Annotated in this window: 16 protein-coding genes; 5 read left to right on the forward strand and 11 right to left on the reverse strand. The window is 60.9% G+C overall.

Going from position 1 to position 13,417, the window contains the following annotated elements; all coding sequences use genetic code 11:
- Positions 1 to 113: 113 nt before the first annotated feature.
- The 11 genes from ACI6S0_RS26630 to ACI6S0_RS26680 all read right to left on the reverse strand — a co-directional run bounded on the left by ACI6S0_RS26630 (position 114) and on the right by ACI6S0_RS26680 (position 9,704).
- Positions 114 to 746, reverse strand: coding sequence for a tyrosine-type recombinase/integrase (locus ACI6S0_RS26630; RefSeq protein ID WP_228168044.1), 633 nt, complete (start codon positions 744 to 746; stop codon positions 114 to 116).
- Between the two features lie 178 nt (positions 747 to 924).
- Positions 925 to 1,725, reverse strand: a complete 801-nt coding sequence (locus ACI6S0_RS26635) for a sigma-70 family RNA polymerase sigma factor (protein ID WP_266102919.1) — start codon at positions 1,723 to 1,725, stop codon at positions 925 to 927.
- A gap of 80 nt (positions 1,726 to 1,805) precedes the next feature.
- Positions 1,806 to 1,964 carry a hypothetical protein gene (locus ACI6S0_RS26640; RefSeq protein ID WP_434406034.1) on the reverse strand — a complete coding sequence of 53 codons (159 nt, stop codon included), beginning with the start codon at positions 1,962 to 1,964 and terminating at the stop codon, positions 1,806 to 1,808.
- 88 nt (positions 1,965 to 2,052) lie between these two features.
- A complete protein-coding gene (locus ACI6S0_RS26645; protein ID WP_228168065.1) occupies positions 2,053 to 2,613 on the reverse strand; it encodes a recombinase family protein in 561 nt (186 codons plus the stop codon).
- A gap of 275 nt (positions 2,614 to 2,888) precedes the next feature.
- On the reverse strand, positions 2,889 to 3,668 hold the full coding sequence (gene istB / locus ACI6S0_RS26650; RefSeq protein WP_434406035.1) for an IS21-like element helper ATPase IstB: 780 nt from the start codon (positions 3,666 to 3,668) through the stop codon (positions 2,889 to 2,891).
- Positions 3,662 to 5,179 carry an IS21 family transposase gene (istA, locus tag ACI6S0_RS26655; RefSeq protein WP_434406038.1) on the reverse strand — a complete coding sequence of 506 codons (1,518 nt, stop codon included), beginning with the start codon at positions 5,177 to 5,179 and terminating at the stop codon, positions 3,662 to 3,664. Before istA ends, istB begins: the two co-directional genes overlap by 7 nt.
- 104 nt (positions 5,180 to 5,283) lie before the next feature.
- Positions 5,284 to 7,632 carry a VirB4 family type IV secretion/conjugal transfer ATPase gene (locus ACI6S0_RS26660; RefSeq protein ID WP_434406036.1) on the reverse strand — a complete coding sequence of 783 codons (2,349 nt, stop codon included), beginning with the start codon at positions 7,630 to 7,632 and terminating at the stop codon, positions 5,284 to 5,286.
- On the reverse strand, positions 7,619 to 7,963 hold the full coding sequence (locus ACI6S0_RS26665) for a type IV secretion system protein VirB3 (RefSeq protein ID WP_006949650.1): 345 nt from the start codon (positions 7,961 to 7,963) through the stop codon (positions 7,619 to 7,621). Before ACI6S0_RS26665 ends, ACI6S0_RS26660 begins: the two co-directional genes overlap by 14 nt.
- A gap of 6 nt (positions 7,964 to 7,969) precedes the next feature.
- On the reverse strand, positions 7,970 to 8,311 hold the full coding sequence (locus ACI6S0_RS26670; protein WP_004213202.1) for a TrbC/VirB2 family protein: 342 nt from the start codon (positions 8,309 to 8,311) through the stop codon (positions 7,970 to 7,972).
- 21 nt (positions 8,312 to 8,332) lie between these two features.
- Entirely contained in the window at positions 8,333 to 8,998 is a 666-nt protein-coding gene (locus tag ACI6S0_RS26675) for a lytic transglycosylase domain-containing protein (protein WP_020819812.1), read from the reverse strand.
- 397 nt (positions 8,999 to 9,395) lie between these two features.
- Positions 9,396 to 9,704: a hypothetical protein gene (locus ACI6S0_RS26680; RefSeq protein WP_020819813.1), complete on the reverse strand. Its 309-nt coding sequence runs from the start codon at positions 9,702 to 9,704 to the stop codon at positions 9,396 to 9,398.
- 255 nt (positions 9,705 to 9,959) lie between these two features.
- Between ACI6S0_RS26680 and ACI6S0_RS26685 the strand changes: the two genes are divergently transcribed.
- The 5 genes from ACI6S0_RS26685 (at position 9,960) to ACI6S0_RS26705 (ending at position 13,226) form a co-directional block, all read left to right on the forward strand.
- Positions 9,960 to 10,112 carry a hypothetical protein gene (locus ACI6S0_RS26685; RefSeq protein WP_006949649.1) on the forward strand — a complete coding sequence of 51 codons (153 nt, stop codon included), beginning with the start codon at positions 9,960 to 9,962 and terminating at the stop codon, positions 10,110 to 10,112.
- A gap of 302 nt (positions 10,113 to 10,414) precedes the next feature.
- Entirely contained in the window at positions 10,415 to 11,197 is a 783-nt protein-coding gene (locus tag ACI6S0_RS26690; RefSeq protein ID WP_006949648.1) for a hypothetical protein, read from the forward strand.
- 111 nt (positions 11,198 to 11,308) lie between these two features.
- The gene (locus tag ACI6S0_RS26695; RefSeq protein ID WP_006949647.1) at positions 11,309 to 12,190 is read left to right on the forward strand and encodes a DUF7146 domain-containing protein; all 882 of its coding nucleotides are present in this window, start codon (positions 11,309 to 11,311) and stop codon (positions 12,188 to 12,190) included.
- Positions 12,184 to 12,774: a thermonuclease family protein gene (locus ACI6S0_RS26700; protein ID WP_006949646.1), complete on the forward strand. Its 591-nt coding sequence runs from the start codon at positions 12,184 to 12,186 to the stop codon at positions 12,772 to 12,774. Before ACI6S0_RS26695 ends, ACI6S0_RS26700 begins: the two co-directional genes overlap by 7 nt.
- A 116-nt stretch (positions 12,775 to 12,890) precedes the next feature.
- Complete coding sequence (locus tag ACI6S0_RS26705; RefSeq protein ID WP_434406032.1) at positions 12,891 to 13,226, forward strand: hypothetical protein; 336 nt, start codon at positions 12,891 to 12,893, stop codon at positions 13,224 to 13,226.
- Positions 13,227 to 13,417 lie beyond the last annotated feature (191 nt).

Consider the following 13,417-nt stretch of genomic DNA (forward strand, 5'->3'; position numbering starts at 1 on the left):
TGATACGACAGCTGCCGGCATTGCCAGGTGAAGACCACCATCTGAATGAGCGTCTGAAGTCGGGGAGCGCCATGGACAAGCTGAACGTCCATTTGTGGGTCGAGATGGCCGAGTCAGATCTCCGTACGTTCCGAAAGCTCGAGGGCGTCTTCGACATCGACGCCAAGGTAGCGCACGGTGCTCTCGATCTTAGCGTGCCCGAGCAGGATCTGGACGGCGCGCAGATTACCTGTCGCCTTGTAGATGATCGATGCTTTGGTGCGGCGGAGCAAGTGGGTACCATAATCCTCCGCTTGTAAGCCGATGCCGACGACCCACTCCCGAACCAAGCGGGCATACTGCCTCGTGCTCATGTGGGTCATGTAGTCATTTCGGCTCGGAAAGACGAAGTCGTTCAGCGTGCCGCCTCGACGTTCGAGCCAAGCGAGAATCGTCTTGCGAGCAGGCTCAACCAATTCGAACTGCACGGGGCGCTTCGTCTTTTGCTGCACCACGACGGCACGATCTCGGATGCGCCCACCAGCAACGATGTCGCCTATACGAACCTTCACCACGTCACATCCGCGTAGTTTGCTATCGATAGCGAAGTCGAACAGCGCTCGATCCCGGAGCCGTCGATGCTGATCGAGCCAGAAGCGGATGGCCCACACCTGCTGCGCTTTGAGCGCACGCTTTGCACCGATCACGCGACCTTCGTTCCAGGGGCGGAGTTCTTGGAAGGCGGGATCGATCGAAGAGTGACCCATCGCTCACGTCCATGATGTCGAGTCGGGCAAAGACGTTAAGGAGGCTGGGGTAAAAACGCGGTTCAGCAGTGTGGTTGCCGCGCCTTTCACATCATCTATGAATGAACGAGGGACTATGACTGAGGCGAATTGGAATGGCGGTCGAGGGCATCCTCTGGGTAACCTCACGTTCTCCACTTCAATGCAAATGCCGCAGCTTGTCGGGGTTCCGTACGATGTAAATCGCGACGATCCTACCGTCTTTGATGTCCAGCGCGGTTGTCTGGAGCTCGCCGTCCGCTTCGCGGGTGATGAAGCCGGGCACCCCGTTGATCGTGGTAGTGCGCACCAGCTGAGAGCCGTACTTGCGGAACAGCACCGCGAGGCCCTTGTGCAAGCGCAGAACCTGCCTAAGCCCAGTGACTGCTGTGACCGCCGCAGCGCGCTTGCCGCCGCCGTCTGATTGGAGGCTTACGTCGGCGGCTAACATTGCGCCCAGCGCGGTCATGTCGCCGCTTCGCGAGGCGGCGAAGAACGCCTGGGCAATCTCCTGGCCGCGCTGCTTCTCTACCGCGTAGCGCGGGCGTCCGGCTCGCACGTGGGCACGACCGCGCGCGGCGAGCTGGCGGCAAGCGGCGGCGTCGCGCGCGATCGTAGCAGCCACTTCTTCAAAACCGAGGCCGAACACGTCGTGCAGCAGGAATGCGGCGCGCTCGAGCGGGGACAGGCGCTCCAGCGCGAGCATCAGTGGCAGCGTGACGTCCTCTCCTTCCTCATCTTCGACCACCGGCTCGGGTAGCCAGGGGCCCACGTAAGTCTCGCGCCGATGCTGCGCAGACTTGAGCTGGTCGAGGCACAATCGTGTCACCGTGCGGCGCAGGAAGGCCTCGGGTTCGAGCACCAGCGCCCGGTCGGCACGCATCCAGCGGATAAAGGCCTCCTGCATCACGTCCTCGGCGTCGCTCACCGAGCCGAGCATGCGGTAAGCAACGCGCAGCAGGCGAGGGCGCTAGGGGCCGAAGCTGGCTGCAGCGTCCTCCACCGCCGGGAAGAGGTGAACGCTCCCGCCTGCCGCCAGCATTAGGCCGCAGCCTGGAGCTTGCGGGTGGCGTCCGTCTCGAGCCACATGCGGAAGCCGACGGCGATGCGGTTCCAGGCACCGATCACGTTGATGACGAGCGTGAGCTTCACTTGCTCCTCCTGCGTGAATTGCGCCTCCAGCGCTTCGTAGGCTGTCAAACGGCGTTCAAAAGGGACCCCCGATCGGCGTCGCCTCAAGGTTTTTGCGCCAGACAACGATTTTCCGGACATAATGCGAACATTTGCGTCAGGTGGCGGCGCGGAGATACTGGTATAGCGTTTCACGGCTGATACCCAGTTCGCGGGCGATGGCTGCCTTGCGCTCACCGGCGGCGGCGCGGCGATGCAACTCAGCGATCATTTCGTCGGACAGGGACCGTTTTCGTCCGCGATAAGCGCCACGTTGCTTGGCGACAGCGATGCCTTCGCGTTGTCGTTCTCGGATCAAAGCGCGCTCGAATTCGGCGAACGCGCCCATGACTGAAAGCATCAGGTTGGCCATGGGAGAATCTTCGCCGGTGAATGCCAGGCTTTCCTTCACGAACTCAATCCGGACACCTCGATTGGTGAGCGATTGGACGAGCCTGCGCAGGTCGTCGAGATTGCGTGCGAGGCGGTCCATGCTGTGCACGACCACGGTATCGCCCTCACGGATGAAAGACAGCATGGCTTCAAGCTGGGGCCTGTTGACGTCTTTGCCCGAGGCCTTGTCGGTAAAAACCCGGTCGAGCGTAACACTGTCCAGCTGGCGATCGATATTTTGATCGAATGCACTGACCCTGACGTAACCGATCCTTTGACCCTTCATCGTCGCCACCAGCCAATTCTGTCAGTTTGAAATCTATGACATGACGCAACAGGCGTCAACTAATTCTGATCGCCACCCTATCCTGACATAAATCGCAACATCCCCTGACGTCCGGTTAGGCTATACTCCAAGCTGACATCAGAAAATCAAATCCCTCAAAGATGGCGTCAATTTGTTGAGTAGCGCCGAGAATTGACCCGGGATTATCACTGAGAACTGACCCGGGCGGGTGTGGGTTATGTGCTGCCCATGGCGGGCAAGGTCAAGGTTTGGCTTTATCCCTTTCTGGCTTTTGGGGTGGCGGAGCTGGCCCTGAAGCGGAAGCTGTCATTGCCGGTTTCCAGGATGTGGCAGTGGTGAGTAAGGCGATCGAGCAGGGCCGTCGTCATCTTGGCATCGCCGAAGATACTGGCCCATTCGCTGAAGCTCAGGTTGGTGGTGATCACCACGCTGGTGCGCTCATAGAGCTTGCTGAGCAGATGGAACAACAGCGCGCCGCCTGACGGACTGAAGGGCAGATAGCCCAGTTCATCGAGGATGATGAGGTCGAGCTTGAGCAGGCGTTCGGCCAGTTGGCCAGCCTTGTTGGCCGCCTTTTCCTGTTCCAGCGCGTTGACCAGATCGACGGTGGCGAAGAAGCGCACTTTTCTGCGGTGATGCTCGACAGCCTGGACGCCAAGGGCGGTGGCGATGTGGCTTTTGCCAGTGCCAGGCCCGCCAATCAGCACAACATTGTCGGCGCTGTCCATGAAGTCACCACGGTGGAGCTGACGCACCAGAGCTTCGTTGATCTCGCTGGCGGCAAAGTCGAAGCCGGCCAGATCCTTGTAGGCCGGGAAGCGGGCGGCCTTGATCTGATAGGCGATCGAGCGGACCTCGCGCTCGGCCATCTCTGCCTTGAGCACCTGGGCCAGGATCGGCACAGCCGCTTCGAAAGCTGGTGCGCCCTGTTCGATCAAATCGCCCACGGCCTGAGCCATGCCGTACATCTTGAGGCCGCGCAGCATCACGACGACGGCGGCACTGGCGGGGTCATGACGCCCAGATCTCAACATGCGCGCATCTCCCTGAGCTTGTCGTAGATCTCGACATTGGCCCTGGGCTCCTTGTCGAGGCGCAAGGCTTGTGGGGCATCGATGGGTGGGGCCGGTGGCGCCTTGCCGTCGATCAGGCGATGTAGGATATTGAGAACATGGACCTTGGTCGGCACACCATCATCCAGGGCCAGTTCGACGGCGGATAAAACAGCCTGTTCGTCATGGTGCAGGACAAGGGAGAGGATCTCGACCATCTCCTTGTCACCGCCAGGCCGCTTGAGCAGCCCGGCCTGCAATTGCCGGAAGGCTTGGGGCATCTCCAGGAACGGCGCACCGTTGCGCAGGGCGCCCGGCTTGCGCTGGACAACAGCCAGATAATGCCGCCAGTCATAGATCGTGCGCCCCGGTTTCTGGTGAGACCGGTCAATGATCCGCCCGTGTTCGCACAGGACTTGCCCTTCCGCCACCACGACAAGCCGTTCAGGGTACACGCGCAGGCTGACCGGCCGGTTGGCGAAGGAGGCTGGCACGCTGTAGCGGTTGCGCTCGAAGGCGATCAGGCAGGTGGGCGACACGCGCTTGGTCTGTTCAACAAAACCATCGAAGGGGCGCCCCATAGGCATCAGGCTGGCCACCTCTTGCGCGTGCACATCCGCGATGGTGCCGGGTAGCGCGCCGTGCTGGATTTCTGCCCATTGCGCGACGCATTGCTCTTCAAGCCAGGCATTGAGGGCGGCGAGGTCCGGGAAGCTGGGCATGGGTTGCCACAGGCGGTGGCGGGCATCCTGAACGTTCTTCTCGACTTGCCCCTTCTCCCAGCCCGATGCTGGATTGCAGAAGTCCGTCTCGAACAGATAATGGCTGGCCAGCGCAGCAAAGCGCGCGTTGACTTGGCGCGCCTTGCCGCGACCGATCTTGTCGACCGCGGTCTTCATATTGTCGAAGATCCCACGCTGGGGAACGCCGCCCAGCACCCGGAAGGCCTGCGTCAGGGCGTCGAACAGCATCTCATGCGTCTGTAGCAGATAGGCCCGAACGATATAGGCTCGACTGTGCGACAGCTTGGTATGGGCCACCTGCAGCTTGACTTGTCTACCGCCCAGGACGGCATAATCCTCGCTCCAGTCGAACTGGAAGGCTTCGCCAGGCTGGAAGACCAGCGGCACGAAGGTCCCGCGCCCGCTGGTCTGCTGCTCATACTGGCGTTCACGCTTCCAATCGCGGGCAAAGGCCGCCACGCGAGTATACGAGCCGTCATACCCGAGTGCGACGAGATCGGCATAAAGCTGCTTGGCAGTGCGCTTCTGTTTGCGCGACTTGCCCGATTCCACCCTAAGCCAACCCGTCAGCTTCTCGGCAAATGGGTCCAATTTGCTCGGCCGGTCTGGCACCTTGAACACCGGCTCCACCGCGTCGGCACGAAGATATTTGCGGATCGTGTTGCGCGACAAGCCGGTGCGCCGCTTGATCTCGCGAATGGGAATGCCTTGGCGAAAGTGCCAGCGGCGGATCACACTGAGTAGGTCCATGTCGATCACTCCAATGCCTCCCGACTGTCAGCCGGGGGCGAGGAAAGCATGGGTCAATTCTCAGTGATAATTTCTGCCCCTCCCGGGTCAATTCTCGGCGCTACTCAACACTTCGGATCATTGCCCAGTTCGGCAATCACTTCGCGGGCCACGCCCGTTGTTTCAGCGCGGCCCGACAGCACGGCCAGTTCATCGTCCATGCCAATGAGATCCAGGCCGACCACAACGGAGTCATGGCCCTGCTTCACGAGGAATTTGCGGCTTTCCGGCGACAGCTCTTCGCGCACCAGCTTAAATTCCGCCTCCGAGAGCGAGAAGCCTTCGATGTAATCCCGGCGCTGGCCGAACGGATTGGGCAGGAAGATTTTCGTCGCGACCTGCTCCAAGATCGAATGGCTGATCGTGGACCGCAGCGCGTCCGCAGGCGACTGTGTTGCAAAGACGAGGAACGCATTGCGCTTGCGGTATGTCTTGAGGCCATCCTGCGCGAATGCCGTGAACGCCGGATCGGCCAGCGCCTTCCAAAATTCGTCAATCGCAATAACCATGCGCTCGCCTGTCAGGAGCGCGTCTATCCGCTCGAACAGGTAGAGCATGACCGGCGTGCGGATTTCCGCGTTTTCGAGGAAGTCGGTCATATCGAAGCCCACGAAACGGGCTTCGAGAGACATGGAATCTTCCTCATTATCGAAAACCCAGCCAAGGTTCCCCTCGGAGGTCCACTTGACTAGGCGCGCGCCGACGCCGCCCGAGTCCGACATGCCGAGCATGGTCCGCAGCGCCGACAGCGAGCGTTGCTCGCGTGGCAGCTTCATCACGGCTTCGATGCCATCGTCGATCAGGTGCGATTCCTGCACCGTGATCGGCGCCCCCTCTTGCTTCACCAGCTGGCGGATGAAGCGACCGAGGAACGCGCGATGGGAAGCCGTATTGTCGAGCGCCTTGAGCGGAGCGAAGCCCGTAGGTTCCCCGTTGCGCAGCGCGAGATAGGTGCCGCCGCTGGCTCGGACAAAAATTTCCGCGCCTTGATCCTTGTCGATGAAGATATGGCGCGCGTTGAACTTTTCGAGCTGCGCCATCAGGAAGTTGACCAGCACCGTCTTACCGCCGCCCGATGGACCAATGACCATCGAATGGCCCAGGTCTGCCGAATGGAAATTGAAGTAATAGGGGCTGCGAGCGCTTGTCTTGAGCAAGGCGACCGCAGGCCCCCAATGATTGCCGTCCTCGTGCCCTGCAGGGAACGTATGGAAGGGCGAGAACGCCGAGAAATTATATGACGTGATCGGCGCGGGGCGCGCCCTCCACGCGAAGTTGCCGACCAGCTGCGACCAATAGGCAGCTTCCAGCGCCGCGCTTTCGCGGGCGGCGACCATGCCCGTATCGGCCAGCGCCGCGCGCGCGATCGACATGTTATCGCGCAGCTTCTTCAAATCTTCCGCGAACACCGTCAGCGTGAAATGATGGTCCCCCAGCACAAAGCGGTTCGATTGCAAATCGTCGGCCGCGTCGATCAGCTCATCCATCTGGCTGATCGCCTTGTCACCGGCGTTCGCCATTTGGGTCTGGCGAAGCCGAAACCGTTCTGTTGCCGCTGTGCGCGACAGGAACGTGAACGACTGCGTTATGGCGAGGCTGAAATCGACCGAAAGCAGCGATTCAAACTGGCGCGGCGTTGTCGATGACGGATACTCGCGAATGCCGAAAATGCCGCCGAACATCGAATGATCGGCGTCGCGGACCTCAAATGTCTCAGCGCCGATGATGGCGCGGCTCGCATAGAGCGCCGAGCCGAGACGGCCACGGACCAGAGGACAGCGCCGATAGCGCCCGGTCATCACCTGGTTCAATATTTCCAGCGGTTCGGAGAACAGGAGACCCCGGTGCTCATAGATGCCGACACGGCGCGGACGAACGCGCAGCAGTAGCTTTTCCAGATCGCGCACCTTGTCTTCCAGCAGCTCTAGAGCTTCCGCGATATTGGCGTTCTTGTCCTCCTGCTTCTTGCGCAGGAAATCCATCAGCTTGTCGGTCGCGTTTGCTGTTGGGCGGATCACGACCGTCATGAAGAAGCGGTTGCGGAACATGCGTTCGGCCGTCATCCGCTCATAGTATTTTTGATCGAGCTTCGCGGCGAAATGCGAGCGGAACGTGCCGCCTGGATAGTCGCGCACGCGCATCCGCAACATGTGCGTCCAGATCGAAAGCCGCTCGTCATGAATATTGCGCCAGACCCCGTTGAGGCGCGTGTGCCAATCGTTCAGATCGCGCACGTCCGAAGTCTCGAAGGGCCGTCCATCCAGTTCGAGCATGAGCATCAGATCGCCGTTATCGAGGGCGACCACATGCTCATTGACATGCCGCGAATACGGCAAGAATTTCTCGGGCATTTCCTCCCGCTTGGCCTTGTCAAAAGGCACCTTCTCCGCGAGCGCGCTCTTACCGAACACCACGACCAAATCCCTTTCGCTTGATTCCGTAGAGCGGCAGCGGCGTGTAGCTCGACCCACCCCAAAAGACGCGGTTCCGGTTCGCCGCTTTGGTCCGGCCCCACAGGAAGATCAGCCGGAATGCGTTCACGTCATGCCGAACGATAAGCCGCGCCATCGCATAAAGCGCGACGGCGGCCGCGCCGCCGTAGAGAGGATTGCCCGAACCAACCAACGTGATTGCGCCCGCCATGATGATGAGCGCGCCCGCCTCAATGGGAACACCCGCCCACAAAGCGGGGCGGGTGACGGCCAAGAACAGCGGGTCTTTTGTCATTTCTTCCTGACCGTCCATCCCCGATCACCCCGTAATCGTGTCGACGATCCAAGGCGCGGAGAACACGATCACCACGCCAACTACGACCGTGACGAGCATCTGCACCGACGCGCGGCCCAGGAACCACAGAAGGCCGACGACGATGATCGCGATGATCGCCAGCGTGCGGAGCAAACCGTTGCTCAGCAGGCCGAGAATATTGTCGGCCAGGCCTTCAAAGTTTGCCTGCGCAAAAGCCGGCTCCGCTACGAGCAGGCTTGCCAGCAGCGACAGGGGCAGCGCGCGCGCCATGAGCGGCGAGGGCTTGAGACGCGCGAGCAGCGCATCGAGCCGGGATTCAGCCTTGATCTTCCAGATACGAAACATTCGACAACTCCTATCTTCGCCTTACGAACCAATCCGCGCGTGTTGGGCGCGGCCGAAAACATCCCACGCAGGCGGTGGAGGCGGTGGAGCCGCCTCCATGTTCTCCGCTGCGATTTCCGCCAGCTCCACCGGCACACGACCGGCGCCAGTGTCGCTCACGGCGGCGCTGGCGGGCTGATCGCCTACGATGACAGTCGGGATTGCGGTCGCAGGCCGACCGCTGACGCGGCGACCTGCGTTCTCCACGCGGGCGACATAGCCGTTGCGGAAACCTCTCGATTGAGAGCCTGTGTTATACATGCTGAGTGCGACCCGAAGGGCCTCTTGCGGGGTGCGCCCCGTCTTGGCCGAACGGAAATTGGACAGGAGCACCCGCCCTGCCGCTTCGACATTGGCGCACTGCTTGAAAACAGTGTCCCACGTCAGGCCGAGCCAGCCCATGTTGCGTGAATTGATTTGGCCGAGGCCGAGATCCACGCTGTAGCCGCGAGCCACATAGGAGCGCGCGGTTGCGATGGCCTCAGCCTCATTACGCGGACGGCGCGGCTGACTGGCCACGCCGTTGACGTTGATCGCAAACACATAGTTCGAAGATTCCGCATCCACGATCGCGGCGATCGTATGCGGTGCTACTGCTGGGGCGCATTGCGCCGCCAGCGAAAGAACGGCTCCGGTTTCGAGGAACACGTTCCCGCTCCCGGTCAGTTGCGCGGCTGATAGTAGGTCTGTTGCCGCCCGTCAGTCCAAGTGACCGTCAAGCGACCAGGCCTCCCATCATCCGGCTTCTTGTATTTTGTCTTGGCGATACCCCCGCCCGTGCATGTCGGGAAGCTGCCGCCGAGAGCCAGCACCCGCCACAGTTTCGTTATCGGTGGAACACAGGCTGGATATTGCGTCGGACCACCCGGGTTGGAGATGCACAGAACAACCTCACATGCCCAAGTATTATCCGACGCTACAGCGGGGGTCGATTGCACCGCAGCCCCCACCAAGGCGGCCGCGAGCGCGAAATTAAAAGCTTTCATCGCTTTCTCCCTCGTCATCGAGATTTATGCACATATCACGATGAGGGGGAAAGGGAAGCCTAAAACGCCAATTTGTTGCTGCATTGTTTGTCGGGGACCAATCGGATATGGTCATCCTCATATCCGTAATCGAGCACGACATGCCGCACGGCACTTGACAGTCGCTTGTATGTTTTAAGCGTCGGTTGCTCGAATAGGCAGACATTCAGCCACTTATCGCCATGCCACGATACTTTAACGTTGATGATCCATTCACTCGACGGCAACTGCGCAATCTCGACCGCTTGGATCATTCCCCCAGCGGGGCGGCGGGTGGTTAGTTCGCGTTCCAGGATCGGATCATACTGCCAATCGTCGCTATGCGGCATCGTGATTTATTCCCTTTTACCGATAAGGATATGTCTATCCTCGCTTTGACGGCGAGGGCAACCCGGCTTGTCCTCTCTTGCCGTGCAACCACATTACAGCCATTAAGCGTGTCAACACGCTTATTCCGGCACCACATCAACCTCTTGTGTTTTAGACCTATGGCTCGCCCGAAAAGACAGGAAGACCCCCTTCTCCCGGTTCCCTTGCCCCGGCGTCGGCCGAGCCGCGCGAACACGCGCAATCTCGCAGCGTCGGTGAAACCCGAGCTGGCGGCAGAGATCAAAAACCTTGCTGAGCGCGAACAAACGTCCGTTGCCGCCCTGGTCGAAGAGGCGACGATTAATCTCTTGAAAGCACGCGGGATCGAATATCCCGACTATCTGCGCCACTACCGCAAGTTGGCGTGACGAGCGCGTTATAAGCGTGCGCGCACGCTTATTCTTGCCAACCCCTTAAACTTGAGCCAGTTATGACGCGCTGATTCCGCCTTGGAGTCGGCGATTCATCTGTTGCGTGCGGGGTGGCTCCCCGAGGCGACAGGACAACAAAAAACCCTCGCTTGGCTGAGCGAGGGCTGTTTGTGCCACCGAAGTGAGCGCTTCTAACTTGGCTCTCTTTATCGGTGGTGCTGCGGCGAAAGTCAATCTCGAAAGCGTGCTTTCGGGAGCGATGGTGCTTGGCCTCGCGGGACCGACGAAGGGAGGTCCGCATGACCACTTCCATAGGCGCCGTGCTGCGTAGCACCGGCCTCGCCACGATCGACCGCGCCTTGCTTGCGCGTGCCGAAAAACCGCGCGTCAAAGTCTGGGCCGGCAGCATCGCCGTAGGCCACGAAAAGCGGGCCAAGGCTTACACACCGATCCGCAATGCTCGCCAGATGCGCGAGATGATCGAAGCCGCAAAGCTCTACGAGCGGCAAACGCTCGCGCAGCGGCGGACAACCACACCGCGCATTCGCAACGGAGCTATCGGACAGGCCGGCATCCAGATCATCGAGTTCCTGGCCCGCGTCATCGACTATAGCACTGGCGCGCTGTTCCCCAGTCTTCACACGATCATGGATGGAACCGGCCTCAGCAAGAATTGCGTCGTTCAGGCGCTTTCGCGTCTCAAAGACGCGCGAATTATCGACTGGTTCAGGCGCTACGAGCCGGTTCCCGACCACGAAGCGCAAGGCGCTGGCCCGCGCATCAAGCAGGCCACGAACGCCTATCGCTTCCTCTTCCCCGCCTTCCTCTCGAAAATCTTCGCTGCTCGCCGCCGTCGCGGCGTCGCGGCCGATCCAGCCCCCGCTTGCGAACAATATCGCCAGATCGAGGCGGCGCGCGACATGGAGCGCATGAGGGATCAGCTGCCCCTATGGGAGCTAACCCGCGAAGAGCGGGACAAGCGCGAGCTGGCGGACATTCTCGCCAGCCTGGGCCAAGCGATTGAGGCGAAAGAACGTGAGTCATCCGCAAGTGAAGATAACCGGCGGAGATATTTATATTGAATGGCCCTAGTCGGGCCATGCGCGATATTGGCATGTATCCCGACCGTTTGCCCGCCATCGTGAAATGTGTATAAATCCCAATGTCGGGATACCGTTGACGAAAGAAGTTCGATGCAGATGGACGTCGAAGCACGCGCACGTCAGATCGTAGCGGATATGGGCGGCCACTGGCGCGGCTCATATGGCATGGTTTGCTGTCCAGCCCACAACGACCGCAATCCGTCGCTCCAAGTCACCCCCGGCAAGAAGGCCGTCCTATTCAAATGTTGGGCCGGTTGCAGTCAGGAAGCCGTCTGGTCCGCGCTCAACAGCCGCAAAATCAATCGCCACACGAGCGGTGAAACGGTCGATCGCGCGCCCGAACCCTCGCGCCGGAAGCTCGCCCTCCAACTATGGGATTCCGCCGCGCCGATCGCAGGCACCGCGGCTGAACGCTATCTGCGTTCGCGCGCAATCGACCCGACCGGCCTCAAGCTCCGCTTCGCTCCGCGCTGCATCGTTGGTCCGCCCGACGCCCGCGAAGAGCATCCTGCCCTTCTCGTGCCGTTCGAGGCCGACGAAGGCATAATCGCCGTGCAGCGGATCTTGCTCGATCCAGCAACCGGCGAGAAACGCTACCATGCGGCGCTGCGCGAGGCGAAATTGACGCTCGGCCTGGTCCGACACGCCGCCATGCGGATCGGCGGCCAGCCAACCGGCGATGTTCTGCGCCTCGCGGAAGGCTTCGAGGAAGCCGTTTCCGTCACCCAGCTTAGTGACGGGAAATTCAAGGTGTGGGGCGCTGGCGGCATTCGCCGCTATGGCCTGATCGCGATCCCCGAACGCATCCGCAAAATCGTCATCTACTCGCAACACGGCCAGGAAGCCGCACAGGCCATAGAGGACGCGCGCGACCACCTCACTGCCAACGACCGCGAACTGAAAATCATCCTCCCGCCAGCCCCGGCGCCGATGGACTGGAACGACATTCTTCAGGAGAGAGCCAGGTGCTGATCCGAGGTTTCAAAAAATGGCCGCGAAATCAGCAAATCGCGTTGCCCATTCTCTCTGTTTTCGCGTTCGGCGCGCTGTTCAATCAGATGCAGGCGAGGAATAGCGAGCCGGTTTCAATCCATGTCGAGAACCCGCGCATTATCGACGGCGATACGCTCGAAACGCTCGATAAAAAGCGGGTGCGGTTGTCGGGAATTGATGCGCCGGATGAGGACGGCAAGGGCAATGTGCCCAAGATCGCAGCGCAGCTCTATTTGGAAGAGCTGGTGAAGCAAAATGGCGGCATGGATTGCACGAGCGATTTTCAGGACGAAAAGTTGACGATCGAGCCGATATGCAACACGCGGCGGACGAGCTGGGGCGGGTCTAACCTGTCGTGCCGGTTTCGGTCGAATGGGGCATCTGTTTCGGCAACGATGGTACGCCATGGATATGCCGTTGATTACAGGCAACATTCAGGGCTGGCCTATGCCCGTTTCATGAAAGACGCTGCCGATGAGCGACGAGGCCTTTGGGGTGTCGATTACGAGGCGATGAGGAATCTGGCGATCGAGAGGGGCCAGCTGCCGAACAAGTGCAAATGATCGGAGCCGGGAACCTGCCCTATTCCACCACACGGCTGCGCCGCGCGGCTCCACGGAGCCAGCAAAGCCGTCTCCGCCCATTCGGGTGACGGTCAGGGCTATAAGGGAAGATCAGCATGAATGATGCGACGCGAACGACGATGCAGGCCGCGCCCAGGCACAGTGCATCGCCGCGCATCGAGGCAATCGCGGCATGGCTGATCGCCGCGCTCATTCTCGCAGGCGGCGGGATCGTCGCACGCCTGATTGTCGATTATCCGCAGTTCCTGCCGAACAGCTATATCGGCTTCCTGATCTACCGGGCCGGTCCCGCCGCCACCTTGCTATGGGCCTGCGCCGGCGCGACCATCACCGTCAGTGCAGCGCCGAGGCGTCCCGTTCTCCTGATCGCTCTGGTTGGCTCGATCGCATTGTCGCAAAGCCCCCACGCCGCCGCTGGTTCTCCTTCTTAAAGCGACCGCAATAGTTTGAGCGGCCCAGGGCCGCGCTCCGTCAGTGGTGGCAGCTGCCACCGGGGGAACACCAAGGGCACCCGCCCTTTCGTTCCCGAAGCATAATCGACAGGACCGGGTTGCCCGACAAGTTCGGCCAGTTCCGGCGCGCTCGCGCGCGCCGGGGCCTCCCTAGTCGCGCCGCCCGCACC

It is taken from the genome of Sphingobium sp. DN12, assembly GCF_051058005.1.
GTDB lineage: Bacteria > Pseudomonadota > Alphaproteobacteria > Sphingomonadales > Sphingomonadaceae > Sphingobium > Sphingobium yanoikuyae.

Excerpts from the sequence above, each read along its gene's own strand:
- ACI6S0_RS26680 (WP_020819813.1), bottom strand. The coding sequence starts at position 9,704 with ATGCCGCATAGCGACGATTGGCAGTATGATCCGATCCTGGAACGCGAA.
- istA (WP_434406038.1), bottom strand. The coding sequence starts at position 5,179 with ATGGACCTACTCAGTGTGATCCGCCGCTGGCACTTTCGCCAAGGCATT.
- ACI6S0_RS26645 (WP_228168065.1), bottom strand. The coding sequence starts at position 2,613 with ATGAAGGGTCAAAGGATCGGTTACGTCAGGGTCAGTGCATTCGATCAA.
- istB (WP_434406035.1), bottom strand. The coding sequence starts at position 3,668 with ATGTTGAGATCTGGGCGTCATGACCCCGCCAGTGCCGCCGTCGTCGTG.
- ACI6S0_RS26630 (WP_228168044.1), bottom strand. The coding sequence starts at position 746 with ATGGGTCACTCTTCGATCGATCCCGCCTTCCAAGAACTCCGCCCCTGG.
- ACI6S0_RS26670 (WP_004213202.1), bottom strand. The coding sequence starts at position 8,311 with ATGTTTCGTATCTGGAAGATCAAGGCTGAATCCCGGCTCGATGCGCTG.
- ACI6S0_RS26705 (WP_434406032.1), top strand. The coding sequence starts at position 12,891 with ATGAATGATGCGACGCGAACGACGATGCAGGCCGCGCCCAGGCACAGT.
- ACI6S0_RS26690 (WP_006949648.1), top strand. The coding sequence starts at position 10,415 with ATGACCACTTCCATAGGCGCCGTGCTGCGTAGCACCGGCCTCGCCACG.
- ACI6S0_RS26665 (WP_006949650.1), bottom strand. The coding sequence starts at position 7,963 with ATGGACGGTCAGGAAGAAATGACAAAAGACCCGCTGTTCTTGGCCGTC.
- ACI6S0_RS26695 (WP_006949647.1), top strand. The coding sequence starts at position 11,309 with ATGCAGATGGACGTCGAAGCACGCGCACGTCAGATCGTAGCGGATATG.